The organism is Brachybacterium timonense (assembly GCF_900258505.1).
Taxonomy (GTDB): domain Bacteria; phylum Actinomycetota; class Actinomycetes; order Actinomycetales; family Dermabacteraceae; genus Brachybacterium; species Brachybacterium timonense.
On record NZ_LT984895.1, the window covers coordinates 3017586 to 3039240 of the forward strand.

Sequence of the window (21655 nt, forward strand, 5' to 3'; positions counted from 1 at the left end):
GAGCGTCCTTTCGAGCTGTCAGCGGCCGAAGATCTCAGCTGCGTGCATCCGGGGGAAAAAGGGTGGTGGGGAAACGTCGAGCGTGCATGTCCTGGCTGAAAATCTGCGCGAAGGGGTCTGGCTCCAGCTCCGGGGTGCGGTCCGGGCGCGCCGGAACGTCCTCGACGCGAGAGGCGAAGGGCGAGTTCGCGGTTCGCTCAGCTTCACCCTCAAGCATGGCCTCGCGCAACAGCTCCATCGCTTCGCTCTGCCGATCCTTAGCCAACAGGTACGCGAACGAACGGTACCGGGAAGAGACCTCCTTGGTGTCTCCGTCCAGCACGATGCGCCCCTTCTCCATCCAGATGACACGTGAACAGATGTTCTCAATGGTACGCGGCGCGTGGTTCACCATGAATACCGTGCCGGCGTTCTCCAGCAGGTCGTCCATCTTCTTCTTCGACCTCTCGGAGAACGTGGCATCCCCGGTGGACAGCGCCTCATCGATCATGAGGATCTTCGGCTCTGCCATCACGGAGATCGCGAACTTCAACCGGGAGGACATCCCCGAGGAGTAGGTGCGCATCGGCAGGTCGATCGCCTCCCCCAGCGCGGACAGCTCTGCTGCCTGATCGAACTTCTCGGCGATCTGCGCCTCGGACATACCCAGCGCCAGAAAGCCCAGCCGGATGTTCTCCGCTCCGGTGAGGTCGCTGATCAGGGCGGCACTCACGCCCAGCAGCTGCGGGCGATGGCTGGTGAGGACCATGCCCGACGTCGGCGGCTCGACCCCCGCGAGCATACGCAGCAGCGTGGACTTCCCCGAGCCATTACGGCCGATGATCCCCACGAACTCGCCTTCGCGCACAGTGAGGTCAACACCCCGCACGGCCGAAACGGACACCATGTGGCGCTTGGGCAGCATCTTGCCCAGAAGCCCCTTGCGAGGAGTTCGGTCGGTCCGGGGAGCCTTGTAGCGCATGCGGAGCTGACGCGCCACGACAGACAAGGGCGAGTGCTCCGGCGCAACCCAGAGGTCGTCACGGTCATCGTCTGTCGGATTCGCCTCAGCGGAGTTCTCGGCCATAACTCGCCTCCCCGCGCCAGAAGTAGACGAAGCCGAACACGACCAGCACGATGATCCAGACGATGGTGATCAACCATGAGTCCAGGGCGGGGACCCGACCGTCAATCAACACGGCCCGTGCCATATCGATGATGCGGAACAGCGGATTCAGGGTGACAATCCATGCGATCGTCGGGTCACTGATGAATCGCTCGATCGGGAACATGACACCGGATCCGTACATCAGGAACCTGCTTGCCACCGACAGCATGTTCTTCATGTCCGGAAAGTGGAAACCGAGTCTGGCAGTGACGAGGGTGATGCCCAGGTTCAGCAGCGTGTGCAGCACAAAGATCGGAATTATCAGCAGCCACGTCACCTTCGGGAACGCGTGGGGAGGGACGGCCGCGATCACCACACAGAGCGTGAGGATCGTGAACACCGAAGTCATCGCGCTCTGCAGGACGCTGGCGATCGGGATCGAAGCTCTCGGAAAACTGAACGCCCTGATGATCGCCTTATTGTTCGGAAGCAGCCCCGCTCCCCCGCCAATCGCGGCGGACGTCGAGCGGAAGAGCAGCACTCCCACGGCCAAGAACGCCGGGAAATTCTCGACTCCTCGATCCACGCTGAGGAGCAGTCCGAAAATCACGAAATACACGCTGACGTCCACCAACGGACGAAGCACGAGCCACAGGTTCCCCAATATATTGCGGCTGTTCTGCGTCGCTGCCCGCTGTCGCGAGTCGTACCAGATGAAGCGCCGCCGCTCCCATAGCTCACGCAGGTACTGGGTGATCGGGGGGCGGACACCAATGGGAGAAAGGGAGCTCGCGTCGAGTCCAGCGTCCTCGAGCTGACGGATCACATCCGCCGTTCGCGTGGCCTTCTCCGCCATCAGTGAGTGCCTTCCTGCGGAAGCTCTCGCAGTCGTTCGTAGATACAGAGGTAGTTTCTCACCAGCTCGCCCCACAGTCTCTCTTGCGCGATCGGAGCCGCCGCGGACGTGACCGATCCATCAACGCGCTCGCACTCCTGCACGATCGCCGCCGCCAACGCGTCGGCGTCCTCAGCAGGCACAAGACGCGCTCCGGTATCGCCGTTGGCACTCGTGGCAACCTCACGCAGCGCCGGTAGGTCGCTGCAGATCACCGGCCTACCGAGCGCCATCGCCTCGATCGGCTTCTGAGGCGTGACCATGCGGGTCACGGCGCGGTCCACGCGCGGGATCACCATCAGATCCATCGCTTCCACCCACCGCCTGGCCTGAGCACGCGGCACACGGCCAGGCAGAATCACGCGGTCTGCGATCCCCAACTCCCGGGCAAGCTGAGCGAGGCCAGGGGCGGCCACCCCATCGCCCACGAGCACCACCCGCAGGCGCTGTCGCACCGATCCCGGAACCGTCTCATCGTGCACAATCTGTTCCACGGCGCGCAGCAGAACGTCGAAGCCCTCGTAATCCACCAGGGCGCTCACCGCACCCACGATCACGGCCTCCGCGTGGCCGATACCCAGCTCGGCACGCGCCTCGCGTGGGGAGACATGGTCGTTGAGCAGCGAAGCATCCACGCCGTTCGGCACGATCGTGATCGCAGCACGATCCACACCACGGGACGCAAGCTCATCGGCCATAGTCGCGGACAGCGTTACCACCGCATCCGCGGCCCGCGCCAGCTCCGCCTCCTTCGCCGAAACCAACTGCACCTTCTGCGCCTGGATCGCCTGCTCACGCGCATCCGGATCAGCATGCGAAGCCACCCACGTCTGTTCCATCAGGCCGCGCACCTCGAGCACCCACGGGATGCCAGTCGCGCGGCTCACCGCCTGAGCCACCAGGGCATTGCGATAGTCGGTGGTGGTGTGCAGAACGTGCGGTCGGAGCTCCTCCACCATGCGCAACGCCTCCAGCGCTTCCTGCTGCAGCCGCCCCTCGGGGAGGGCAGCTAGCCGTCTCGGCAGGGTACGACGGTAGCGAATGCCGTCTACCACGTCCTCTCGAGCCGCGGCCGCCTTCCCCACCATCACCGGGTAGCCCGTGCGGGTCAGCGCCATCGATGAGACACCAGCATCACGCAGCGCTGTGAGGATGCGGTGAGAGCGTAGCGAGTAGCCGGACTGGGTGTGCGGGAGAGAATTCGTAAGCAGGTGCAGCACCCGCACGCCAGGGCCGTCGGCCTCTGACCGTACAGGCAAAGCGTTTCGGCGAGGCGGGAGGTCGAGCACGAAGCCTGGCTCCAGAATCCGTAGTTCACTGCGCAGACGCTGCGCGTACGTGCTCTCCCCGAGTCCTGCCGCATCGAGGATCGCGACCGCTTCGCTCATTTGTCCACGCGCCCATGCCGCGCGGGCCCGAATCCGCGGTGGATCCTGCGGCCCCACCAGGTCCATCCGCCCCAACAGCACCGCGACCTCGCCGCACAGGCGCGAACGGTCATGACCTCCCGACTCCTCGACCAGGCCAAGCGCCGCGGAGCGGTCCCCTGCCATGAACGCCCCGAGCGCCGCCAGTCCATGGCCGGCAGCGATCCGCCTGGCCGCGCCATGCAGCACCCGGCCGGCGAGGACACGTGCGCGGAACGGCATTCGGCGACTGACCTGCATCACCAGAAGCGCCGGGTCGTCTGCGGCATGCTGGGCGGCAGACTGCAGCAGCAACCGCCCGTTGCGGAGCACAGCACGCAGATCCGGTGCGACCACTCCGCCTCCCGGGTGACTCGACGACATGCGCTGGAAAGGCAGATTCTATCCAGCCGCCCAGGGCACTCTCAGAGAAACGTCGAGCGCACACCCGATGGTCCCAGATACGGCGAGCACCCCTCGCCGTATCTGCCCGGATCCGTGGACCGCTCAGCTCGCCGCGAGGTACGCCCCCAGCGCATCACGCTGATCCCGCGGCAGGAAGCCGGTCGCCTCGATCTTCGCGAGGTCAAGCACGGAGCGGCGCGGCCGCGGAGCCACGGTGCCGTCGCCTTCCGTCGTCCCCTGCGCGGCGTAGTAGTCGGCGGTCGTGACGGGCATGACGCGCTCAGGTGCATGGCCCGTCATCGTGAACACCTCAGCAGCGATCTGCGCCCAACTCATCGGCTCCCCCGCGCAGGTGAGGTTGTACGTCCCAGGCTCGGGCCGCGTGCGGATCAGGTGGTCGATACCGGCGGCGAGGTCCTGGGTGAAGGTGAGGCGGCCGATCTGGTCATCCACCACGGAGGGGTCCACGCCCTTCTCCGCGAGCGCCGCCATGGTGCGCACAAAGTTCTTCCCCTCGCCCACCACCCAGCTGGTCCGGACCACGTAATGCTGCGCCAGGGTGCCCACCAGCAGATCGCCAGCGGCCTTCGCCTGCCCGTAGACGCCCAGCGGCGCGAGCGGCTCGTCCTCGGTGTGCTGCTCGGCCTCACCGTCGAACACGTAGTCGCTCGAGACGTGCACGAGCAGCGCCCGCTGCGCGCGTGCCGCCTCGACCAGGCGCCCCACGCCGGTGGCGTTCGCTGCCCAGCAGGCCCGTCGGCCCTCCGGGGTCTCGGCGAGATCCACCGCCGTGTACGCGGCGGCATTGACGATCACCCCGTATGGGGAGAAATCGAAGGCGGCCACAGACTCGGCGGAGGCGATGTCCAGGACGTCACGGTCCACACAGTCAACGTCGGCCCTCCCCTCCCACAGCGCACCGAGCGCGCGCCCCAGCTGCCCGCGGGCACCCACCACAAGGGTCCGACGGGGAGGAACCGGGGTGACGTCCGCCAGACGCGGATGGGCGAGGTCCTTCGCGGAGCGCTCGGCCCGCTCGAGCGGGATCGGCCACGGGATCGCGACGGTCTCATCGGCCAGGTTCACAAAGGTGTACCGGGCCTGCTGAGCCTCGGACCAGTGGTCGTTGACCAGATAGGTATAGGTGGCGGGCGCCTCGAGGGTCTGGAAGGCATTACCCACCCCGCGCGGCACGTACACCGCGACATCGGGCGTGATCTCGTGCCAGTAGGCGGCTCCGAACGTCGGCCCCTCACGCAGATCCACCCAGGCGCCGAACACGCGCCCGGTCGCCACCGAAATGTATTTATCCCACGGCTCGGCGTGGATCCCGCGAGTGACGCCCACTGCCTGGTTGAAGGAGACGTTGTTCTGCACCGGGCCCAGGTCCGGCAGGCCCGCGGCGACCATCTTCTGCCGCTGCCAGTTCTCCTTAAACCAGCCGCGCGCATCCCCGTGCACTGGCAGGTCGATCACCAGCAGGCCGGGGATCGGGGTCTCATGGATCGCGAGGGGCTTCGTGCTCACAGGACATGCTCCTTCACGGGCAGGACGCCCGGACGACGAGTTGGGCAGGGACACGACGGACGCGGGCCCGTCGCGCTGGGCTCACTGCCCGGTCTTCGCGTACTTCGCCTCGGTTTCCGCCTTCTGGGGCCTCCACCAGGCCTCGTTCTCGCGATACCAGTCGATCGTCGCGGCCAGGCCCGCCTCGAAGTCCTGGAACGACGGGGTCCAGCCGAGCTCTTCGCGCAGCTTCGTGGAGTCGATCGCGTAGCGCAGGTCATGGCCCGGACGGTCAGTGACGTGGTCGAAATCGTCGGCGGGGCGGCCGAAGGCCTCCAGGATCATCTGCACCACCTCGAGGTTGTTCTTCTCGCCATCGGCACCGATCAGGTACGTCTCCCCGATGCGGCCACGATCCAGGATCGCCAGCACGGCACTGGAATGGTCATCGGCGTGGATCCAGTCGCGCACGTTCAGCCCGGCGCCGTACAAGCGGGGGCGGATCCCGTCGATCAGGTTCGTGATCTGCCGGGGGATGAACTTCTCTACGTGCTGGCGCGGACCATAGTTGTTCGAGCAGTTCGAGATCGTGGCCTGCACACCGAAGGACCGCACCCAGGCGCGCACCAGCATGTCCGAGCCCGCCTTCGACGCCGAATACGGGCTCGACGGGTTGTACGCCGTGTGCTCGGTGAACCGCACGGGATCATCCAGCTCCAGGTCGCCGTAGACCTCGTCGGTGGAGATGTGATGGAAGCGGACATCGTGCCGGCGGGCAGCCTCCAGCAGCGTGAACGTGCCGATCAGATTCGTGGTGAGGAACGGCGAGGGGTCGTTCAGCGAGTTGTCGTTGTGGGACTCTGCCGCGTAGTGCACGATCGCATCGTCCTCACCGGTGAGGGAACCGACGAGCTCGTCGACCAGGCCCTGATCCGCGACGTCTCCAACGACCAGACGCACCCGCTCCTCCGGCAGGCCCGCGAGGGATTCGCGGTGGCCGGCGTACGTGAGCTTGTCCAGCACCGTCACGTGGGCGTCGGTGGTGGTGACCACGTGGTGCACGAAAGCGGAGCCGATGAAGCCGGCTCCACCGGTGACAAGCAGATGACGGGGCATGTGACCCTCCAGGACAGAACGCTGGCGACTGCTCCACAATAGGAGGTCATCGTCCGCCGAGAGCCGGTGCAGGGCCGTCACTCAACAGTTCACATCGCTGCAACGCTCTGCGTGGCTGGATCCGGCTCTCTCCCCCGCGACTGGATCCGTCCCACTCCAGCGTGACTGGATCCGGCGCTCTCCCCCGGCCTGCCCGGTGCCGTCCACGTGATCTAGCATCGCATCATGCAGGTGGGGCAGGGCTCGGCAGCGGAACGCGCTTGGGAGTATCACCGTCGAGCAGCCGTCGTGATGGGAGCCGCGCCCGACGGCCCCTCCGTCGCCCGCAGCACTGCGGCCGTCTCCTCCGGTTCCCGCACCGCTGGCAGGCCACCTGACCTCAGATCGCTCACAGAGCTGCAGAAGGACCAGGCGAACTACTCCCTCGCCTGGTATTTCGCGGACGATAATGCTCGAGTCAGCGCACTGTCGAATCCACTCGTCGCGGCCTACCTCTCCGAGAGCGAGCTCTGCTCTCCTGTACCGGCATCGTCACCGTCGAACGGTGCCGCTGAACTCGACTGGCTCGTCAACGACCGCTTGAACGACAGTCAGCGCAGAGCGGTCCACGAGGCACTCACCCGCCCGGTCACCATCATTCAGGGCCCACCCGGCACCGGTAAGACGCAGGTGATCCTCGAGCTGATCGCACAGATTGAACGAGCCGGGAGCACCGCAGCCGTTGTCGCGCAGAACGGTGCTGCTATCGCCAACGTCATCCAGCGCGTCGGTTCCGGCGACGGGCATCTGCGCACCCTCCGCTCGCGCCTCGCCGAGCTCGGCAATTCGGCGAAGCGACGGCGATTCTCCCAACGCCACCCCCAGTGGACGTTCGCGGCGGGACCGGGCGGCCGCGAGACCGCGATCAGCGCCGCTCAGTTTCTTGCCGAGTTCCCCATCGTGACAAGCACGATCCATTCGCTGCCGAAACTCGTCACCGACGGCACCCGGCACCTCTACGACTACGTGATCGTCGATGAGGCCTCCCAGGTGGACCCGGTCGTCGGGCTCGTGGCGATGGCGTCCGCTCGCCGTCTCATCCTGCTGGGCGACAAGCATCAGCTCCCACCCGTGCTCGATCGGACGACGGTCTCACGGGTCAAGCGCCTCACCGACGACCTTACCCACCTGCACGACGCGTCCTGGGTGCTCCGCGAGGAGACGAGCTTCCTCGAGGCGGTCGAGGCGAGCTCGCGCAGGCTCGGGGCGGGTGCGGTTCTGCTGGACACCCATTACCGCTGCCATCCCGGGATCATCGACTTCTGCAACCGGCACGTCTACGGCGAACGGCTGAGCGTCAAGACGGATACGAGTGCGTTCTTCACGAAGGACATTCCGGTGCCCATCCGTGTGCGCTGGTTCCCGGGTGCGTTCGGCGAGCGCGTCGTCACCGAAGCGGCGGCGCGCCGTGCACGTGCACGCGGCGAGAACCCGACCAGCACGCGGCGCAACCGCAAGCAGGTCGAGGTGTTCATGCGGGAGGAATGGCCCGCCCTGCACAAGCGGATGGAAGCCGCGAGCGCCGACGCCCCACTCTCGGCATGCATCCTGTCCCCCTACCGTGGCCAGCTGGAGGAGCTCAGGCAGGCGCTCAGGGAAGCCCTCTCGGCACCGAACCCGATCGACACCGCATCGGACGACCACCCGGGCACGCACGCCGCTGCCGCCCCCGCTCGGAGCCCGCTGACGGCCGATGCGATCTCGATCGATCCCGTCGAGCCGTCGGCGCAGCGGGAGGAGGACGACGACGCTCCGGTCGATGCTCCCCTGGCTCTGACGATCCACACGTCCCAAGGGCGGGAGTTCGACATCGTCTACGTCCTGCCCGTGGACGATGGGGCGTGGGAGTTCCCCTGGTCTCAGCACCGACGGCTGATCAACGTCGCCGCATCCCGCGCGAAGCAGGAGCTCGTGGTGGTGGTCGGTTCCGACCAGATGTCCGAACCCCTCCAGCAGCGGCTGCTCGGATACTCGATCCCGACACGCCACGCCCCACCTGACCGGGGCCCGTCGAACACGCGCGAGAACGGCGCCGATCAGATGTTCGTGCAGCGTCTGATCGATGACGTGGCCGAGCGGACCGGCGTCGACACGGCGCAGAGCCACCCGTCGGGCTACGGCCTTCAGCGCAGCGGACTGGTCTCGGTTTTCGACCGGGTCTCGGCGATGCGTGAGCGGATCCGGCGTGCCGGTCTGCCGGTGGTGGCCGAGAGCGGCGACGGTTTCGCCGCACCCGAGGAGATCGTCGCCCAAGCACTGTTCGATGCCGGTCGCCGGGTCGGTTCGCGACGCCGCGAGGGCGCTCGCGACACGGGCCGTGCCCCGTGCGAACGGCCGGGCGTGATCGTGATCCGCGAGCTTCCCCTCAGCTCCTGCCATGGGCTGCAGCACGATGGCGTCGACAGCCGGTCCTTCGACATCGTCATCGTGCACGAGGCGACCCGAAGGCTGCTGGTGGCCATCGAGATCGACGGTCCCTACCACCGCCACCACGCAGATCCCGCGAGGCTCGAAGCACAGCGCACCGCCGATTTCGTGAAAGATCGGATCGCCCGGGACTCCGGTGCCGCAGTGATCCACGGCCGGACCATGGTGGCAACGCCCGAGGAGCCTGCCTTCGTCCTGCTGCGGCTGCCCAGCGACGGCAGCGTCTGGGGTGAGTTCGATAAGCAGCAGACTGCGAGCACCGTGGAGATTCCCTCCGGCGGCCATCCCCTGGCGGGCATGAGCATCGAAGCACTCGTGCAGGCACAGCTCTCCCGCAGCATCGCCCACCCGATCACAGTCGGCGACTGCACACTGTTCAGCCCCTATCTGGCGCGTATCGGCGCGAGCGGCGTCACCAGCAAACAGCTGCACGACCGCCTCGCGGACCAGGGGTTTCTGACGTACGGGCCGGCGCTCGACGAGACTCCGTCCACCGCAGCGCCGACGGCGAACGGCGGGAGGCGAGGCCCGCGTCGGCCCACGCCACAGGGACGTGACCAGGGCTTGAGGTCATGCATGGCGTTCAATGAAAGCGGCGAGGCCTATTGGGGGGTCCGTGTCCTCACGCCGGGCAGTTCACGGCTCCGCGACATCGCGCATGATCTCGCCGCTGACCGATCCGTCCCGCACTCGACAGGAGACCGCAGATGACCGGAGACGTTCAGACGAAGCCGAGCAGGGCCTCGGTGCGGGAGCAGTTCGCGACCGATGCCGGGTTCCAGGAGTGGTTCGAGTGGAAGCTCACGCGCCTTCTGCACGTGCCGAGCCACCATTGGAGTGGTGTGCACTGGCCGGAGCTCGACCGTGACCGTGATCTTGGCGCAGCCATCCGCGAGTTCCCGGTGTCGCGGTCCACGAGAACGCCCGACCGACTGCTCGTGCTCGCCGTGCCGACCGCCCTGTCCGATGCCTCGCGCACCGCTGGGGACCCTCTCGATGCCGCCCCCGCCCGGCTCTGGGCGACGGACGATGATGCAGTGTGGATCCCACGTCACATCCATCGAGCAGCCGGCACCGACGATCACCTGGTCTGCGCCGATGGGAAGGACCTCGCACATCCGTACGAGGGCTCGGCACCTGCTCGCGACGGTGCGGGAACCCCCTGGGTCCCCCTGATCATCGGGTTGAAGCGGTTCTACGGCTTCACCGACTACGAGTTCGCGGTCACCTACGCCCTCGCCGCCGAGCTGCGATCAATGCGGGACAACGTCGAGCTCTTCGAGCACATCGAGCGCACCGATCTGGACGAGCGCGTGCTGATGAGAGCGCTGGCGCTGATGATCTCCGGCTGGACGGCTGATGGTCAGGCCGACGACTCCCGCATTCGACTCGAGCATGCGTCACGCACGACGCTCGAGACTCTGATGCTCGTGGTCAGGCTCCTGAAATCCGCTCGTGAAATCACCGTCGAGGGCGATGCCGTCACCCTGTCCATCACGCTCGACGCCGACCCTGAAGCGGAGAGTCTGGGACTGCACCTCAGCGAGCTCCTGAGCGGTGGCAGCGCCACCTGGCTGTTCCAGACTGCGACCACGACGAACTCCAGCCTCCACCTCACCACATCGGGCCACGTGATCGGCGTCTTGGAGCACGCGCCCTTCCTCCCTGCTCAGGAGGGAAACCGGTTCATCGCGTCTCTGCCGCGCACACCTGTTCCACAACGGTCGGATCGAGCGACGGTCAAGAACCTGTGCGTACGCCCGCCCGTCGACTATGGGTGGGCTGTGCGACGGCGCCACATCACCCCCGCGTCATCCCACCGCTCAGCCGGACCCCTGTCTGGTTCCGGGCGCGCGTCGGATGCCACGCATCCGCACCCGGGCGAGGACCGGTCACAGCCAGAGTGTGCAGACGCGTCGCCATCACCTGCCCAGATCGCTGCGGCGTTCACCCTGCACCCGGGCAAGGAGATCTCGGTGACGAGCACCGCCACCTGTGTCGCTGCCCATCCCGACGCAACGGGTGATGAAGGCGCCGAGGCCCTGACCGGTGAAGTCTTCGCGGTGCAGCGCCATGGCGCCTGGTCCCCCTGGTCCAACAGCGCGGTGCGGCGAGGATGGAACGGGATCAACCAGAGGAACGGTCTCAAACTGGCCATCATGGACTCGCTCGTGGATGCGTCGTTCGGCCCGCATGGCGCTCTCCTGGCTGCCGTCCACCAGAACGATCCCGAGCAGATCCGCCGGCTCGCTCGCGGGCTCGGCGTCACCGTCGCGGAGGAGTCCATCGACGACTCCGCGCACGCGACCGAAGCCGGGGCGCGTCCCGTCCCGTCGACCTCCCGCATCTGGTCGCGCCGCCTGCTGGACCTGCAGGATCCCGCACAACCCGCCTCCCAGGTCAGTCTCGACATTCGGCGACATCTCTATGCGGGCGACGCTTCTACCGAACCGCTCCTCTTCCAGGAGCTGAGTCGACAGCAGCGTCTCGAGCTCCTGAGCCTTGACGGCGCCACGATCGTGGACATCGACACCGGCGAGATCCTCGCCGTCGGCGCGATCGTGAACCTTGACGAGAAACAGGAGGCCGGTGGAGGACGGGCCAGCGCCGCCCGCAGCCTCGCCAAGCACGGCGTCGCCTTCAAGGTGTCCCAGGACGGTGCGATCCATGGCTGGCACCACTGGCGCGGTGTGATACAGGAATGCCTGTTCCTGGGCTGACGCCCAGCTCAACCGAACCCGTTCAGTACGCGAGCGTCGCTGTCGGCGTCCGGTCGGCTCGGCCCGTACAGGGTCACCTCACCGTCCTGCGACACCTTGAACGCGGCCCCGAACTCGGCGAGGGCGAGGGCGGCGCTCTTACGGCCCCCGCTGGCGCCACCCCGCACGCGGACGATCGCGCCCGACGCGATGATCCTGCCGCGCCGGTCAATGATGGTGGCGCCGTCCATGCTGAGCAGTTCGAGCCGCTGTGCACGGGAGAGCTCGGCGAACCGGTACCCCTCGTACTCGTCGCTCAGATCGGTCCGCCCCTGACAGAGCAGCTGGCATCGAAGGTCGAGCTGATCATCGACACCGTCGGCGGAATACCAGAGCAGGCCGGGATCGATGATCGTCTCGCCGTCGACGCCCCCGCCGATGCTGTCGACCTCGCACTCGCCGTAGAACTCGACGAAGCCCTGGCTCGACAAGACGGCGAGCACGGCGCCGTGCCCGCTGAAGCTCGCGTCCAGCACACTCTCCAGGATCGCCGCGCGAACCGTTGAGTTCACCTCGTACGGGCCGGCATCGGGAATGTCCACCTCGAACCTCACCGTGCCGAACTGCTGCCAGCGTATGTTCTCCGCGATCACACCCCACTCACCGCGACGATGCACACACCGAACCGCCCCATCCTTGAGCACCGCAATGTCGCCGTTACCCGTCACAGCGAAACCCAACGTCGAACCGTCATACGTCACCGCAGCCAGGTCCTCCAGCTCCACCGGGAAGGCGTGGCTGAGGCGGTTGGTGTCGCCGACCGCATGATCACGAAGATCCCACATCGCCTCGACCAACCCGTCGGCGCTCACCACCGTGGCTGTGCCTCCGCTCGCGCCCAGCAGCGGGGTCCAGGGGTACCGGCCACGCCGGACGTAGTCCGCGAACGACACCGCTCTGGGAGCCGAGAACGCGAACGCGTCAGCGGCTTCCGCAGCCTTACCCTCCTCATGCGGGACTGTCGTCACGATGAAGCGAGGCGCGTACCGCTGCCCCTCGTACGTCGAGGCGGCGGCATCCTTCAGATGCTGGAGCAGGGCGACGATCGTTTCGCGAAGCTTTTCCGCCAGATCCTCATCGTCCATCGCTGTCGCGGTGGCGAGGAACCGCGCGATCGCCTGCTCGACGAGCGTCGCGCGCAGAACCTGCCAATGCTCTGGCGCGCCGCGGGAGGCCGACACCAGCTCCGCCGCACTGTGCAGCGCGGTCGCGTAGGACCTCGCCAGCTCCTTCTCATCGGGGGTGAAAGGCTGCGACCGCGACAGAACGAGGAAGTCCGTGTCCCGTTGGCGCTCACCTGTTCGCGGGAGCCGGAGCTGGATCTCGGTGGCGCTGAAACCGACAAGGCGCTTCTTGTCCCTTTTGAAGATGTCAATGCCGTGCCGTCGACGGCTCGGATGAATGCCGAGCAGGCGGCCCAGGTCCTCCTCCGCCTGGGCGTAGAACGTCCCGTGGCCCGGCGTTTCATCCTGGGCGTCAGGCATCGGGTTCGGATCGATCATGGTCACGGAGCGTTCCTCGGACGAGTGCGAATTCGGTGCCGAAGCCGCTGGGCGGCACGGGACAGGCGGCCGGAGACGCGACCGGCGGGCTGCGAATGTGTGGTGTGGGCGCCGAGTGGTGTCAGGCCCACGGTCTCCGGGAAGACGTCGAACAGTGCGAGACCTGGCCGGCCGTCGCGCGGGGTGGTGGGCGCATCGTAGGTCCCCCACAAGCGCAGTCGCGCGGCCATGTCCGCGGGGAAGAAGCGCGTCGGCGCCGACGTGCTCTGCGGGGGCGGGGCCCCCGACGGCGCAGGGCGCAGCGACGAGGCCGGGCCTCGCGTCAATGGCTTCCGCGCTGGCCAGTGCGGCGTGTGTGCGAGAGCTGCGCCGAGCATGAACGCGATCACCCGCGGCACGCGCGCCGTGAGGTGGATCTGGGCGTTCGGGTACCGAGCCAAGGTCCAGGCGATCACGTCGGCGAAGAAGATCGCGACGGTCTCCGGGTCGGCGACGAGCGCGTCTCCGGTTGCCTGCTCGCGACGCGACGTCACAGATGCCCTGCCGGTGGACGTCAGCTGCGAGATCTGCACCGAGGCGAAGCGCCGCACCGGAGCGCCGGTGGGCGTCGAACCGACCCGCGTGTCCGGACCGGTGCCATCGAGCAGAGCCCCAGCCTGGATGAACGGGCCGCTCTCGCCCCACAGCGGCACCTCAGCGAACGGCATCCAGCACTCGATGCCACCCTTCTTCACCGCCCCCAGGGAGAGACGCACACGTCGAACGGATGGATCCGGGCGGAACGTCTCGCGCCAGCGAGGAACGTCCTTCCCGTCGACGGTGACGCGCAGCTGCGCCTGCTCCTCGGCCTGCACGTCGGGATCATGACGCGAGACGATGCGCCGGTAGGCTTCGGCGTCGAACTCAAGGAACCGTTCACGCTGCTCCCGACTGAACCCACCCCGGCCGGGGGTCGCATTGTCGGGCACCTCGAAGAGTCGAAAGTCCGACGGCAGGAACGTGAGCGCGCCCATCCCGATGATGGCCGGGATCGGACCCTCCGGCGTGATCCGCACCAGATCCGCATGGTGGGCCTCCAGCACGCGATCCAGGCCGCTGACGAGGTCGCCGAGCTGCCCTGTCACGTCGGCGCGGGCCACGGCGTCTCCCGTCCCGTTCCACGGGACGGGCTGCACCGAGAAGGAGCGGTGCAGCCCGGCGAAGGAGGTCATCACCGTGCGGTCCCATGTCGAGGACCGATCGTCTGCCCGGCCCAGCTGGGTCAGGTGCATATCGACCACAACGCCGCTGTCGATCCGTCGCTTATAGACCAAGGCGAGCAGCGCCGCGGCGCCGAAGAGCGCGGCGAACCCACCGAACAGCCACGCAGAGCCCCGATCGCCCTCCGGCGGCACGAGAACATACTCGCCGAACAGGCCCACCGCGGCGGTGAACAGCGAAAGGGCGGCCGCAATGAAAACGGCCGCGGCCGCATGCCGACGGCCGGTGTTCTGCCGACCCTCCAGCATCTCGAGCGTCGAGCGCGGCGTGGTCGACGGCATATGTATTCCTCCTCTGGCCCGAACGTCAGGATAGGGCGCAGAGCATGCATCCCTCAGCGCTGGCCGGCGCGTTCCCGCTCCAGCACATCGATCAGATACCGTCCGTACCCGGACTTCACCAGCGGCTCAGCCCGCTCACGCAGCTCATCATCAGAGAGGTAGCCCATCCGCCAGGCGACCTCCTCCGGGGCGCCGATCGAGAGACCCTGCCGCTTCTGCACAGTACGGATGAACTCTCCGGCTGCAGCGAGATCATCGAACGTGCCGGTATCCAGCCAGGCTGTGCCTCGGGTGAGTACCTCGACATGCAGGGTGCCTTCGTCAAGGTAGCTGCGGTTCAGGTCCGTGATCTCCAACTCGCCGCGGGCCGACGGCCTCAACGCTCGCGCCCGCTCCACCACGGTCTGGTCGTAGAAGTACAAGCCCGGCACAGCAAGATTCGAGCGCGGCTGGTCAGGTTTCTCCTCCAGTGACACCGCCCGCCCTGATGCGTCCACCTCCACCACGCCGTAGGCGCTGGGGTTCTTCACCCAGTAACCAAACACCGCCGCACCGTCGACCTCGGCGTAACGGCGCAACTGCGTACCCATGCCGTAGCCGTAGAACAGGTTGTCGCCCAGGACAAGCGCTGCCCGCTCCCCCGCCAAGAACTCCTCACCGAGCAGGAACGCCTGCGCCAGACCATCGGGAGACGGCTGCACAACGTACGAGAGGCTCACGCCGAAGCGGCTGCCGTCTCCCAGTACCCGCTGGAACGCCTCCTGGTCATGCGGCGTGGTGATGACCAGGATGTCCCGGATGCCCGCGAGCATCAGCGTGGACAGCGGATAGTAGATCATCGGCTTGTCGTACACCGGCATCAGCTGCTTCGAGACACCGATCGTGAGCGGATGCAGGCGCGTACCGGTGCCACCGGCGAGGATGATGCCCTTCATGGACGCCAGTATGTCAAGCACGCGTAGTGTCGTGCGGCATGCTCACGTCGCCGATCAGCGCCGGCCCGACCGCCCGCGCTCGACAACCTTGTGCAGGATCTGCAGATACCGCTGGGCCAGCAAATCATCGTCGGCGTGCGCAGCGACCCAGTCGCGGCTCGAGGAGCGCACCCGCACCCGCTCACGATCAGCCGCGCACTGGCGCCACAGCTCCACCAGGGCGTCCGTGTCCCCGGGCGGCAGCACGTCCCCGGCGCCGCTTTCACGCACCACGTCGGCCGCTTCACCGGCGAGCAGCGCTGTGATGTGGCGCCCCACCGCCAGCAGCTCGTACAGCTTCGACGGGATCGTCCACGCGAACGGCTCCCAATCCCGCAGCGAGACGATCACCGTGTCCGCCCATGCGTACTCGTCCGCCACCGAATGGTGCGGAATCCGTTCATGCACGCTCACCGGGGCGCGCAGCTCCTTCGCGAGGTCCGCGAGCGCTCCAGCCTCCACACCGTGGCCCACCATTCGCACATGGAGCTTCACACCCTCCGCGTGCAGCTGCGCCGCAGCTCGCACCACCGTCTGAAGCCCCTGCGAACGACCCATATTGCCGAGGTACAGGCAGCGCAGCTCCTCATGATCGCCCGCCGGGTGATCGTGCTGCAGCTGCACCCGGGAGAGGTCACTGCCATTGCGCACAACTTCCGCAAGTGCGATACCGCGCATCTGCAGCACGTCGGCGAACCGCTGCGTGGTGGTGACCACCTCAGCGGCACCGCGCTGCCACGACGTCACCGCCCTGTGCACCTGGCCCTTCGCAATCCCGACCGCCAAACCCAGGGCCCGCTTGGCCGTTGAAGGCCGCGGCGGATGCGCGAGCTCCTTCGGCACAGCAGCCGACGGGCCCACATGCGTGACCAGATCCGGCCACGCATCCCGCATCTCCGCCACCAACGGCACTCGCCACATGGCAGCCAGCAAAGAGCCCACCATCAGTGAGGGGATCGCCGGTGCGGTCGCCACGATCACGTCCGGTCGATGGTCACGCCGCTGGAACCGCAGCGCCAGCCGACAGGCCGCGTCGGCCGACGCCACCAGGTGATCAGCGGTGCGGGAGATGATGTCGGCGCGATGCGGCAGATACGCCGTGCGAAGCACCGTCTCGCCATACTCGCCGCGCTCCACCGCACCGATCGGATGCTCGCGCCGCTCACGCGCCGTCGGCAGACCACGCGGGTAATGCGGCACCGGCGCAGACACAGTCACCTGATGCCCCGCAGCGATAAACCGTTGGATCAGAGCCGACCACCGGCGCTGCGGCGCCCCGAACTCCGGCGCGTAATAGTGCGTGATAAGCAGGATCTTCACAGAGTGGCTGGCTCCTCGATGCCGACGGCGCGGGCCGCCTCCACAAGCTCCTGCCGACTCACATGCCCGGTCTCCGGGGGCACAGCGGCGCAATCCAGGGCGCTGCGCGGGATACGCAGCCGCAGTTCGATACCGTCGCGATCCTCTGACGTCCTCACCAGCTCCACGGCAGCGGCCGGAAGCAGCACCTGACGGGTGCGGATCCGGCCCCGGGCGACGGTCACCGCAGCGAGGTCACCGCTCGCATCGGTGCAGAACACATCGCGCACCCGGCCCACGACCTCCCCCTCGGCAGTGCGCACCAAGGCGGACGCCAGGTGGGCGCTGGGCACGGTGTTGCCGGACATGGGTTCATGATGACACGTGTTCGACCGCGTCACCCGGCCGATCGGGCGGTGAGACGCCCACCGTGCGGCTGTACCGGATCTCGCCCTCATGCATCACAGGGTGCGCTTCGCCGCGGGGTCACCGGGCGGACCCGTCGGCCGATACCGCCCGCGCAATCGGCCGGTGTTCAGTCACGCAGGAACGAACGCACCAGCTGCTGCAGATCCTGCACCGGGTCGCCGTCACCGTTCTTCTGCAACGCCCGCACCGAGTTCTCGCGCACCGACAGGCTCAGCATCACCGACACCGTCGTGCGTGCGAGGAATGACGGGTCAGCACCCTCCACCAGCAGGCCGCGCTCCTGGAAGGACGCGAGGACCTGCTCGATGACATGCTCATGCACCAGACGCAGCCGGGCGATGCGGAACCGCCCCGGATGCTCCGGGTTCACCGTCTCCGCCGACAGCGTGGCCAGCAGCGTCATCAGATGAGTCGTCGGATTCCACACCCCGGCCAGAGCCGCCAGCAACGCCTGCGGTGAACGCTTCAGCTCCCCCGTGGCATCGATCAGCCCCTGCGCATGCTGCTCCAGCCGATCGATCACAGCACCCAGCAGCGCGTCCTTCGAGGCGAAGTGATGCAGCATCCCCGGATGCGAGATACCCACGCGCCGGGAAATGTCCCGCAGGCTCGCCCCGTGGTAGCCGCGCTCAGCGAACAGCGCAGCGGCCCCATCCAGGATCTCCTCGCGTCGCGACGGGCTGCGGCGGGTCACAGCCCCCTCGGGCACATCAGCGCTGATCGAATCCAAGCTCAGCAACGCCTTCGTGAGCGGATCCCCGATCTCCGGGCCATGCACGCCGGCCTCACCCGCTCGGTCCGACAGTGCGGTCGACAGCGGCGCCGGACCGGGGCCCGGGCTCGGCGACGGGCCGACTGCGCCGGACAGGGCAGGGTTCGTCATGCATCCAACTTTCGCGCAAGAAGCTCAGTGATCTGCACGGTGTTCAGGGCAGCGCCCTTGCGGAGATTGTCAGCCACAGCAAACAGCACCAGGCCACGGCCGTCGGGCACCGACTGGTCCTGGCGGATACGACCCACGAACGTGCCGTCCCGGCCCGCGGCCTCAAGCGGCATGGGCAGATCCACGAGGGACACACCATCGGCATCCGCGAACAGCTCGCGGGCGCGCTCCGGGGTGATGGGCCGCTCGAACTCCGCGTGGATCGCTAAAGCATGCCCCGTCACCACGGGTACACGCACGCATGTGCCCGCGACTGCGAGATCGGGCAGACCCAGGATCTTGCGAGACTCATGGCGCAGCTTCTGCTCCTCATCGGTCTCCCCGGAGCCGTCGTCCACCAGGCTTCCGGCCATGGCCAGCACGTTGAACGCGATTGGGGCGACATACGCCGCAGGCTGCCCCAGCTCCACGGCGGAACCGTCCAGGGCCAGCTCCTCCATCCGGTCAGCGCCCGCACGCAGCTGGGTGGCGAGCTCCGCCACGCCCTTCACGCCGGAGCCGGAGACCGCCTGATACGTCGCGACCTTCAGCCGCTCGAGCCCTGCCTCGTCGGAGAGCACCTTCAACGCCGGCATCGCCGCCATCGTGGTGCAGTTCGGGTTCGCGATGATGCCCTTCGGGCGGTTCTCCAGGTCAGCAGGGTTCACCTCAGCCACCACAAGCGGCACCTCGGGATCGCGGCGCCACGCGGAAGAGTTGTCCACCACCACGGCGCCGGCCGCCGCGAAGCGCGGGGCCAGCCGACGCGACGCCTCCCCACCCGCGGAGAAGATCGCGATGTCGACGCGGCTGCTATCACTGGTGATGTCCGCCGTCTCGACGTCCTCCACCAGCAGCTCACCGCCGTTGAACGGCACCGTCGAGCCGGCGGAGCGAGCCGAGGCGAAGGCACGCACGCGACTGTGCGGCACCTTCCGCTCGGCCAACAGCGTCAGCATCACGCGGCCCACCTGGCCGGTGGCGCCGACCACGCCGATCACGGGGGCGGTGCTGCGCTGGGGAGGCGTGTCACCGGCCGACGCGTCGGAGGGCTGCCCGGCTGCAGTCATTGCCGGGTGTGCCTGCGCTGCCCCGTCTGCCGGCGCGCTCGTTGCCGGGTGTGCCTGCGCTGCCGCGTCGGCTGGCGCGCTCGTTGCCGGGTGTGCCTGCGCTGCCGCGTCGGCTGGCGCGCTCGTTGCCGGGTGCGCCTGCACTGACCCGTCGGCCGATCCGCCCTGCGCCTCGGGCACCTGCTGGTTCTCGCTCATCGTCCCGTCCCTCCGTAGACCACAGCCTCCGCCTGCTGAGCATCCAGACCGAACGCCGTGTGGACCGCGCGCACGGCCTCATCCAGCCGCGACAGCTCCGTCACCACCGAGATGCGGATCTCCGACGTCGAGATCATGTCGATGTTGATACCCGCCTCCCCGAGCGACCGGAACAGCGTGGCAGACACACCCGGCGAGGACTTCATGCCGGCCCCGACCACCGACAGCTTCCCGATCTGATCCGTGTACCGCACCTCGGTGTACCCGATCGCCTCATGCGCGGCCTCGATCGCGTGGATCGCCGCGTCGGCGTCGGCCTCCGGGAGAGTCAGGGAGATCGCCACCGTGTCGTCGGTCGTGGATGTGTTCTGCACGATCATGTCGATGTTCGCGCCCGAGTTCGCGACCACGTCGAACAGCAGCGCGGCCTTGCCGGGCACGTCCGGCACCTCGACGACCGTGATCTTCCCCTGCGTGCGGTCGTGGGTGACGCCGGAGATGATCGGGGCCTCCAGGCCCGGGTCCAGATGTTTGTCCACGGGAACCTCCTTGGTCGGGTCGGCGGCGTCGCGCCTGGCGACATCCGCGGTCCGGACGACGACGCCCGGGTCGATGGGGATCTCGCGCTCGAGGTCGTCGGACACGATCGTGCCCAGACGACCCGAGAACGACGAGCGCACGTGCAAGGGGACCCCGTACCGGCGGCCGTACTCGACGCTGCGCACCATCAGGATCTTGGCTCCATTGGCGGCCAGGTCCAGCATCTCCTCGCAGGAGATCAGCGGCACCCGACGGGCCGACGGCACGATCCGCGGATCCGCCGTGAACACGCCGTCCACGTCCGAGTAGATCTCGCAGACGTCGGCCTTCAAGGCAGCGGCGAGCGCCACCGCCGTCGTGTCCGAGCCGCCGCGACCCAGCGTGGTGATCTCCTTGGACTCGTCGGACACGCCCTGGAAACCGGCGACGATCGCCACCGACCCCTCATCGAGCGCCGCCGAGATGCGGCCGGGGGTGACCTTCATGATGTGGGCACGGCCATGGTCGCTATCGGTAATCAGACCAGCCTGCGAGCCCGTGTACGCGCGGGCGTCAACGCCCAGCTCGTTCAGCGCCATCGACAGCACCGCCATCGAGATCCGCTCACCGGCGGTCAGCAGCATGTCCAGCTCACGCGGCGGCGGTGCGTCGGTGATCGAGCCGGCCAGGTCGATGAGGTCATCGGTGGTGTCACCCATCGCAGAGACCACCACCACGACACGGTGACCAGCGTGGGCGTACTCGGCGATGCGGCGGGCGACGCGCTTGATCGACTCCGCGTCCGCGACGGAGGACCCGCCATATTTCTGGACCACCAGGCTCATACGCTCGGCTCCTCCGTTCCATTCGCTCGCGGGACCACCGAGGCCGTCGGCGCAGGCGCCCTGGCCGCTGGAGCGGGTGCCCGAGCCGTTGGCGTCGGCACCCTGGCCGCTGGTGCGGACCAGTCTGCTCGGCGTGCAGGACCTGCACCATCCTACTCAGGGCCGCTCACGGCGCATGCGTCCACCGGCGTGCCACGTGACCGGTCGGTCGTGTGCCGGTGCGGGCGGGAGGGCCGTGTCTTATTCCCCTCTGACGCGGCCGACGGACCACCCTGTGCAGCTCTTGGTGGGCGCCGCTTCCTTAGAAAAACAAGCTCAAGCCATCACATTCTTCGCCACCTATCACAACTCCAAATTCTCCACTGCACAGATACCTGTTACTATTCACACTCATCAGTACCATCCAGTCGACCATTACCCTANGGTCCGGTCTTGCCATGGCACCGGGTCGGCCTCGCCCCCGTCGGCTGGCGTGCCCGGGCGCCGCGTGTCGTTTCGTGGACGTATTCACGAAGCCGTGGCGATATAGCCGCGGCCCCACGAATAACGCCACGCATGAACCACCGCACCCGCAACTCGAGCCCTCACACCCCGGCCGCACGGGGCCGGCGGCGCCCGGGCACGCCAGCCGACGGGGGCGAGGCCGACCCGGTGCCATGGCAAGACCGGACCGGTGCCTGGACATGCCAGTCGACGGACGAGGCCGAGCCGGGCCA

The 21655-nt window shown here is 67.6% G+C and carries 15 protein-coding genes; 2 read left to right on the forward strand and 13 right to left on the reverse strand.

What is annotated here, in order from left to right:
• Positions 1 to 34: 34 nt before the first annotated feature.
• From C8271_RS13330 to rfbB, 5 genes are all read right to left on the reverse strand, one after another.
• Positions 35 to 1066, reverse strand: coding sequence for an ABC transporter ATP-binding protein (locus C8271_RS13330; protein ID WP_106507708.1), 1032 nt, complete (start codon positions 1064 to 1066; stop codon positions 35 to 37).
• Positions 1047 to 1943 carry an ABC transporter permease gene (locus tag C8271_RS13335; RefSeq protein ID WP_106507709.1) on the reverse strand — a complete coding sequence of 299 codons (897 nt, stop codon included), beginning with the start codon at positions 1941 to 1943 and terminating at the stop codon, positions 1047 to 1049. Before C8271_RS13335 ends, C8271_RS13330 begins: the two co-directional genes overlap by 20 nt.
• Positions 1943 to 3745: a glycosyltransferase gene (locus C8271_RS13340; protein WP_170957906.1), complete on the reverse strand. Its 1803-nt coding sequence runs from the start codon at positions 3743 to 3745 to the stop codon at positions 1943 to 1945. Before C8271_RS13340 ends, C8271_RS13335 begins: the two co-directional genes overlap by 1 nt.
• A gap of 150 nt (positions 3746 to 3895) precedes the next feature.
• Positions 3896 to 5320 carry a sugar nucleotide-binding protein gene (locus C8271_RS13345; protein ID WP_106507711.1) on the reverse strand — a complete coding sequence of 475 codons (1425 nt, stop codon included), beginning with the start codon at positions 5318 to 5320 and terminating at the stop codon, positions 3896 to 3898.
• An 81-nt stretch (positions 5321 to 5401) separates the two neighbouring features.
• The gene (gene rfbB / locus C8271_RS13350; RefSeq protein ID WP_106507712.1) at positions 5402 to 6415 is read right to left on the reverse strand and encodes a dTDP-glucose 4,6-dehydratase; all 1014 of its coding nucleotides are present in this window, start codon (positions 6413 to 6415) and stop codon (positions 5402 to 5404) included.
• Between the two features lie 225 nt (positions 6416 to 6640).
• Between rfbB and C8271_RS13355 the strand changes: the two genes are divergently transcribed.
• Both C8271_RS13355 and C8271_RS13360 read left to right on the forward strand, forming a co-directional pair.
• Positions 6641 to 9592: an AAA domain-containing protein gene (locus C8271_RS13355; RefSeq protein ID WP_106507713.1), complete on the forward strand. Its 2952-nt coding sequence runs from the start codon at positions 6641 to 6643 to the stop codon at positions 9590 to 9592.
• The gene (locus C8271_RS13360; protein WP_106507714.1) at positions 9589 to 11601 is read left to right on the forward strand and encodes a hypothetical protein; all 2013 of its coding nucleotides are present in this window, start codon (positions 9589 to 9591) and stop codon (positions 11599 to 11601) included. The genes C8271_RS13355 and C8271_RS13360 overlap by 4 nt, the downstream gene beginning before the upstream one ends.
• 8 nt (positions 11602 to 11609) lie before the next feature.
• Here the strand turns inward: C8271_RS13360 and C8271_RS13365 are convergent, their stop codons facing one another.
• The 8 genes from C8271_RS13365 to C8271_RS13400 all read right to left on the reverse strand — a co-directional run bounded on the left by C8271_RS13365 (position 11610) and on the right by C8271_RS13400 (position 20939).
• Positions 11610 to 13148 carry a hypothetical protein gene (locus tag C8271_RS13365; protein WP_106507715.1) on the reverse strand — a complete coding sequence of 513 codons (1539 nt, stop codon included), beginning with the start codon at positions 13146 to 13148 and terminating at the stop codon, positions 11610 to 11612.
• Positions 13145 to 14683: a hypothetical protein gene (locus C8271_RS13370; RefSeq protein ID WP_106507716.1), complete on the reverse strand. Its 1539-nt coding sequence runs from the start codon at positions 14681 to 14683 to the stop codon at positions 13145 to 13147. Before C8271_RS13370 ends, C8271_RS13365 begins: the two co-directional genes overlap by 4 nt.
• Positions 14684 to 14736: 53 nt before the next feature.
• Positions 14737 to 15618, reverse strand: a complete 882-nt coding sequence (gene rfbA, locus C8271_RS13375) for a glucose-1-phosphate thymidylyltransferase RfbA (protein ID WP_106508090.1) — start codon at positions 15616 to 15618, stop codon at positions 14737 to 14739.
• 54 nt (positions 15619 to 15672) lie between these two features.
• Positions 15673 to 16977, reverse strand: coding sequence for a glycosyltransferase family 4 protein (locus tag C8271_RS13380; RefSeq protein WP_106507717.1), 1305 nt, complete (start codon positions 16975 to 16977; stop codon positions 15673 to 15675).
• Positions 16974 to 17324, reverse strand: coding sequence for a PRC-barrel domain-containing protein (locus tag C8271_RS13385; RefSeq protein ID WP_106507718.1), 351 nt, complete (start codon positions 17322 to 17324; stop codon positions 16974 to 16976). The genes C8271_RS13380 and C8271_RS13385 overlap by 4 nt, the downstream gene beginning before the upstream one ends.
• A gap of 167 nt (positions 17325 to 17491) precedes the next feature.
• Positions 17492 to 18268: a TetR/AcrR family transcriptional regulator gene (locus tag C8271_RS13390; protein ID WP_106507719.1), complete on the reverse strand. Its 777-nt coding sequence runs from the start codon at positions 18266 to 18268 to the stop codon at positions 17492 to 17494.
• On the reverse strand, positions 18265 to 19377 hold the full coding sequence (locus C8271_RS13395) for an aspartate-semialdehyde dehydrogenase (RefSeq protein WP_106508091.1): 1113 nt from the start codon (positions 19375 to 19377) through the stop codon (positions 18265 to 18267). Before C8271_RS13395 ends, C8271_RS13390 begins: the two co-directional genes overlap by 4 nt.
• A gap of 194 nt (positions 19378 to 19571) precedes the next feature.
• On the reverse strand, positions 19572 to 20939 hold the full coding sequence (locus C8271_RS13400) for an aspartate kinase (protein ID WP_106507720.1): 1368 nt from the start codon (positions 20937 to 20939) through the stop codon (positions 19572 to 19574).
• Between the last annotated feature and the right edge of the window lie 716 nt (positions 20940 to 21655).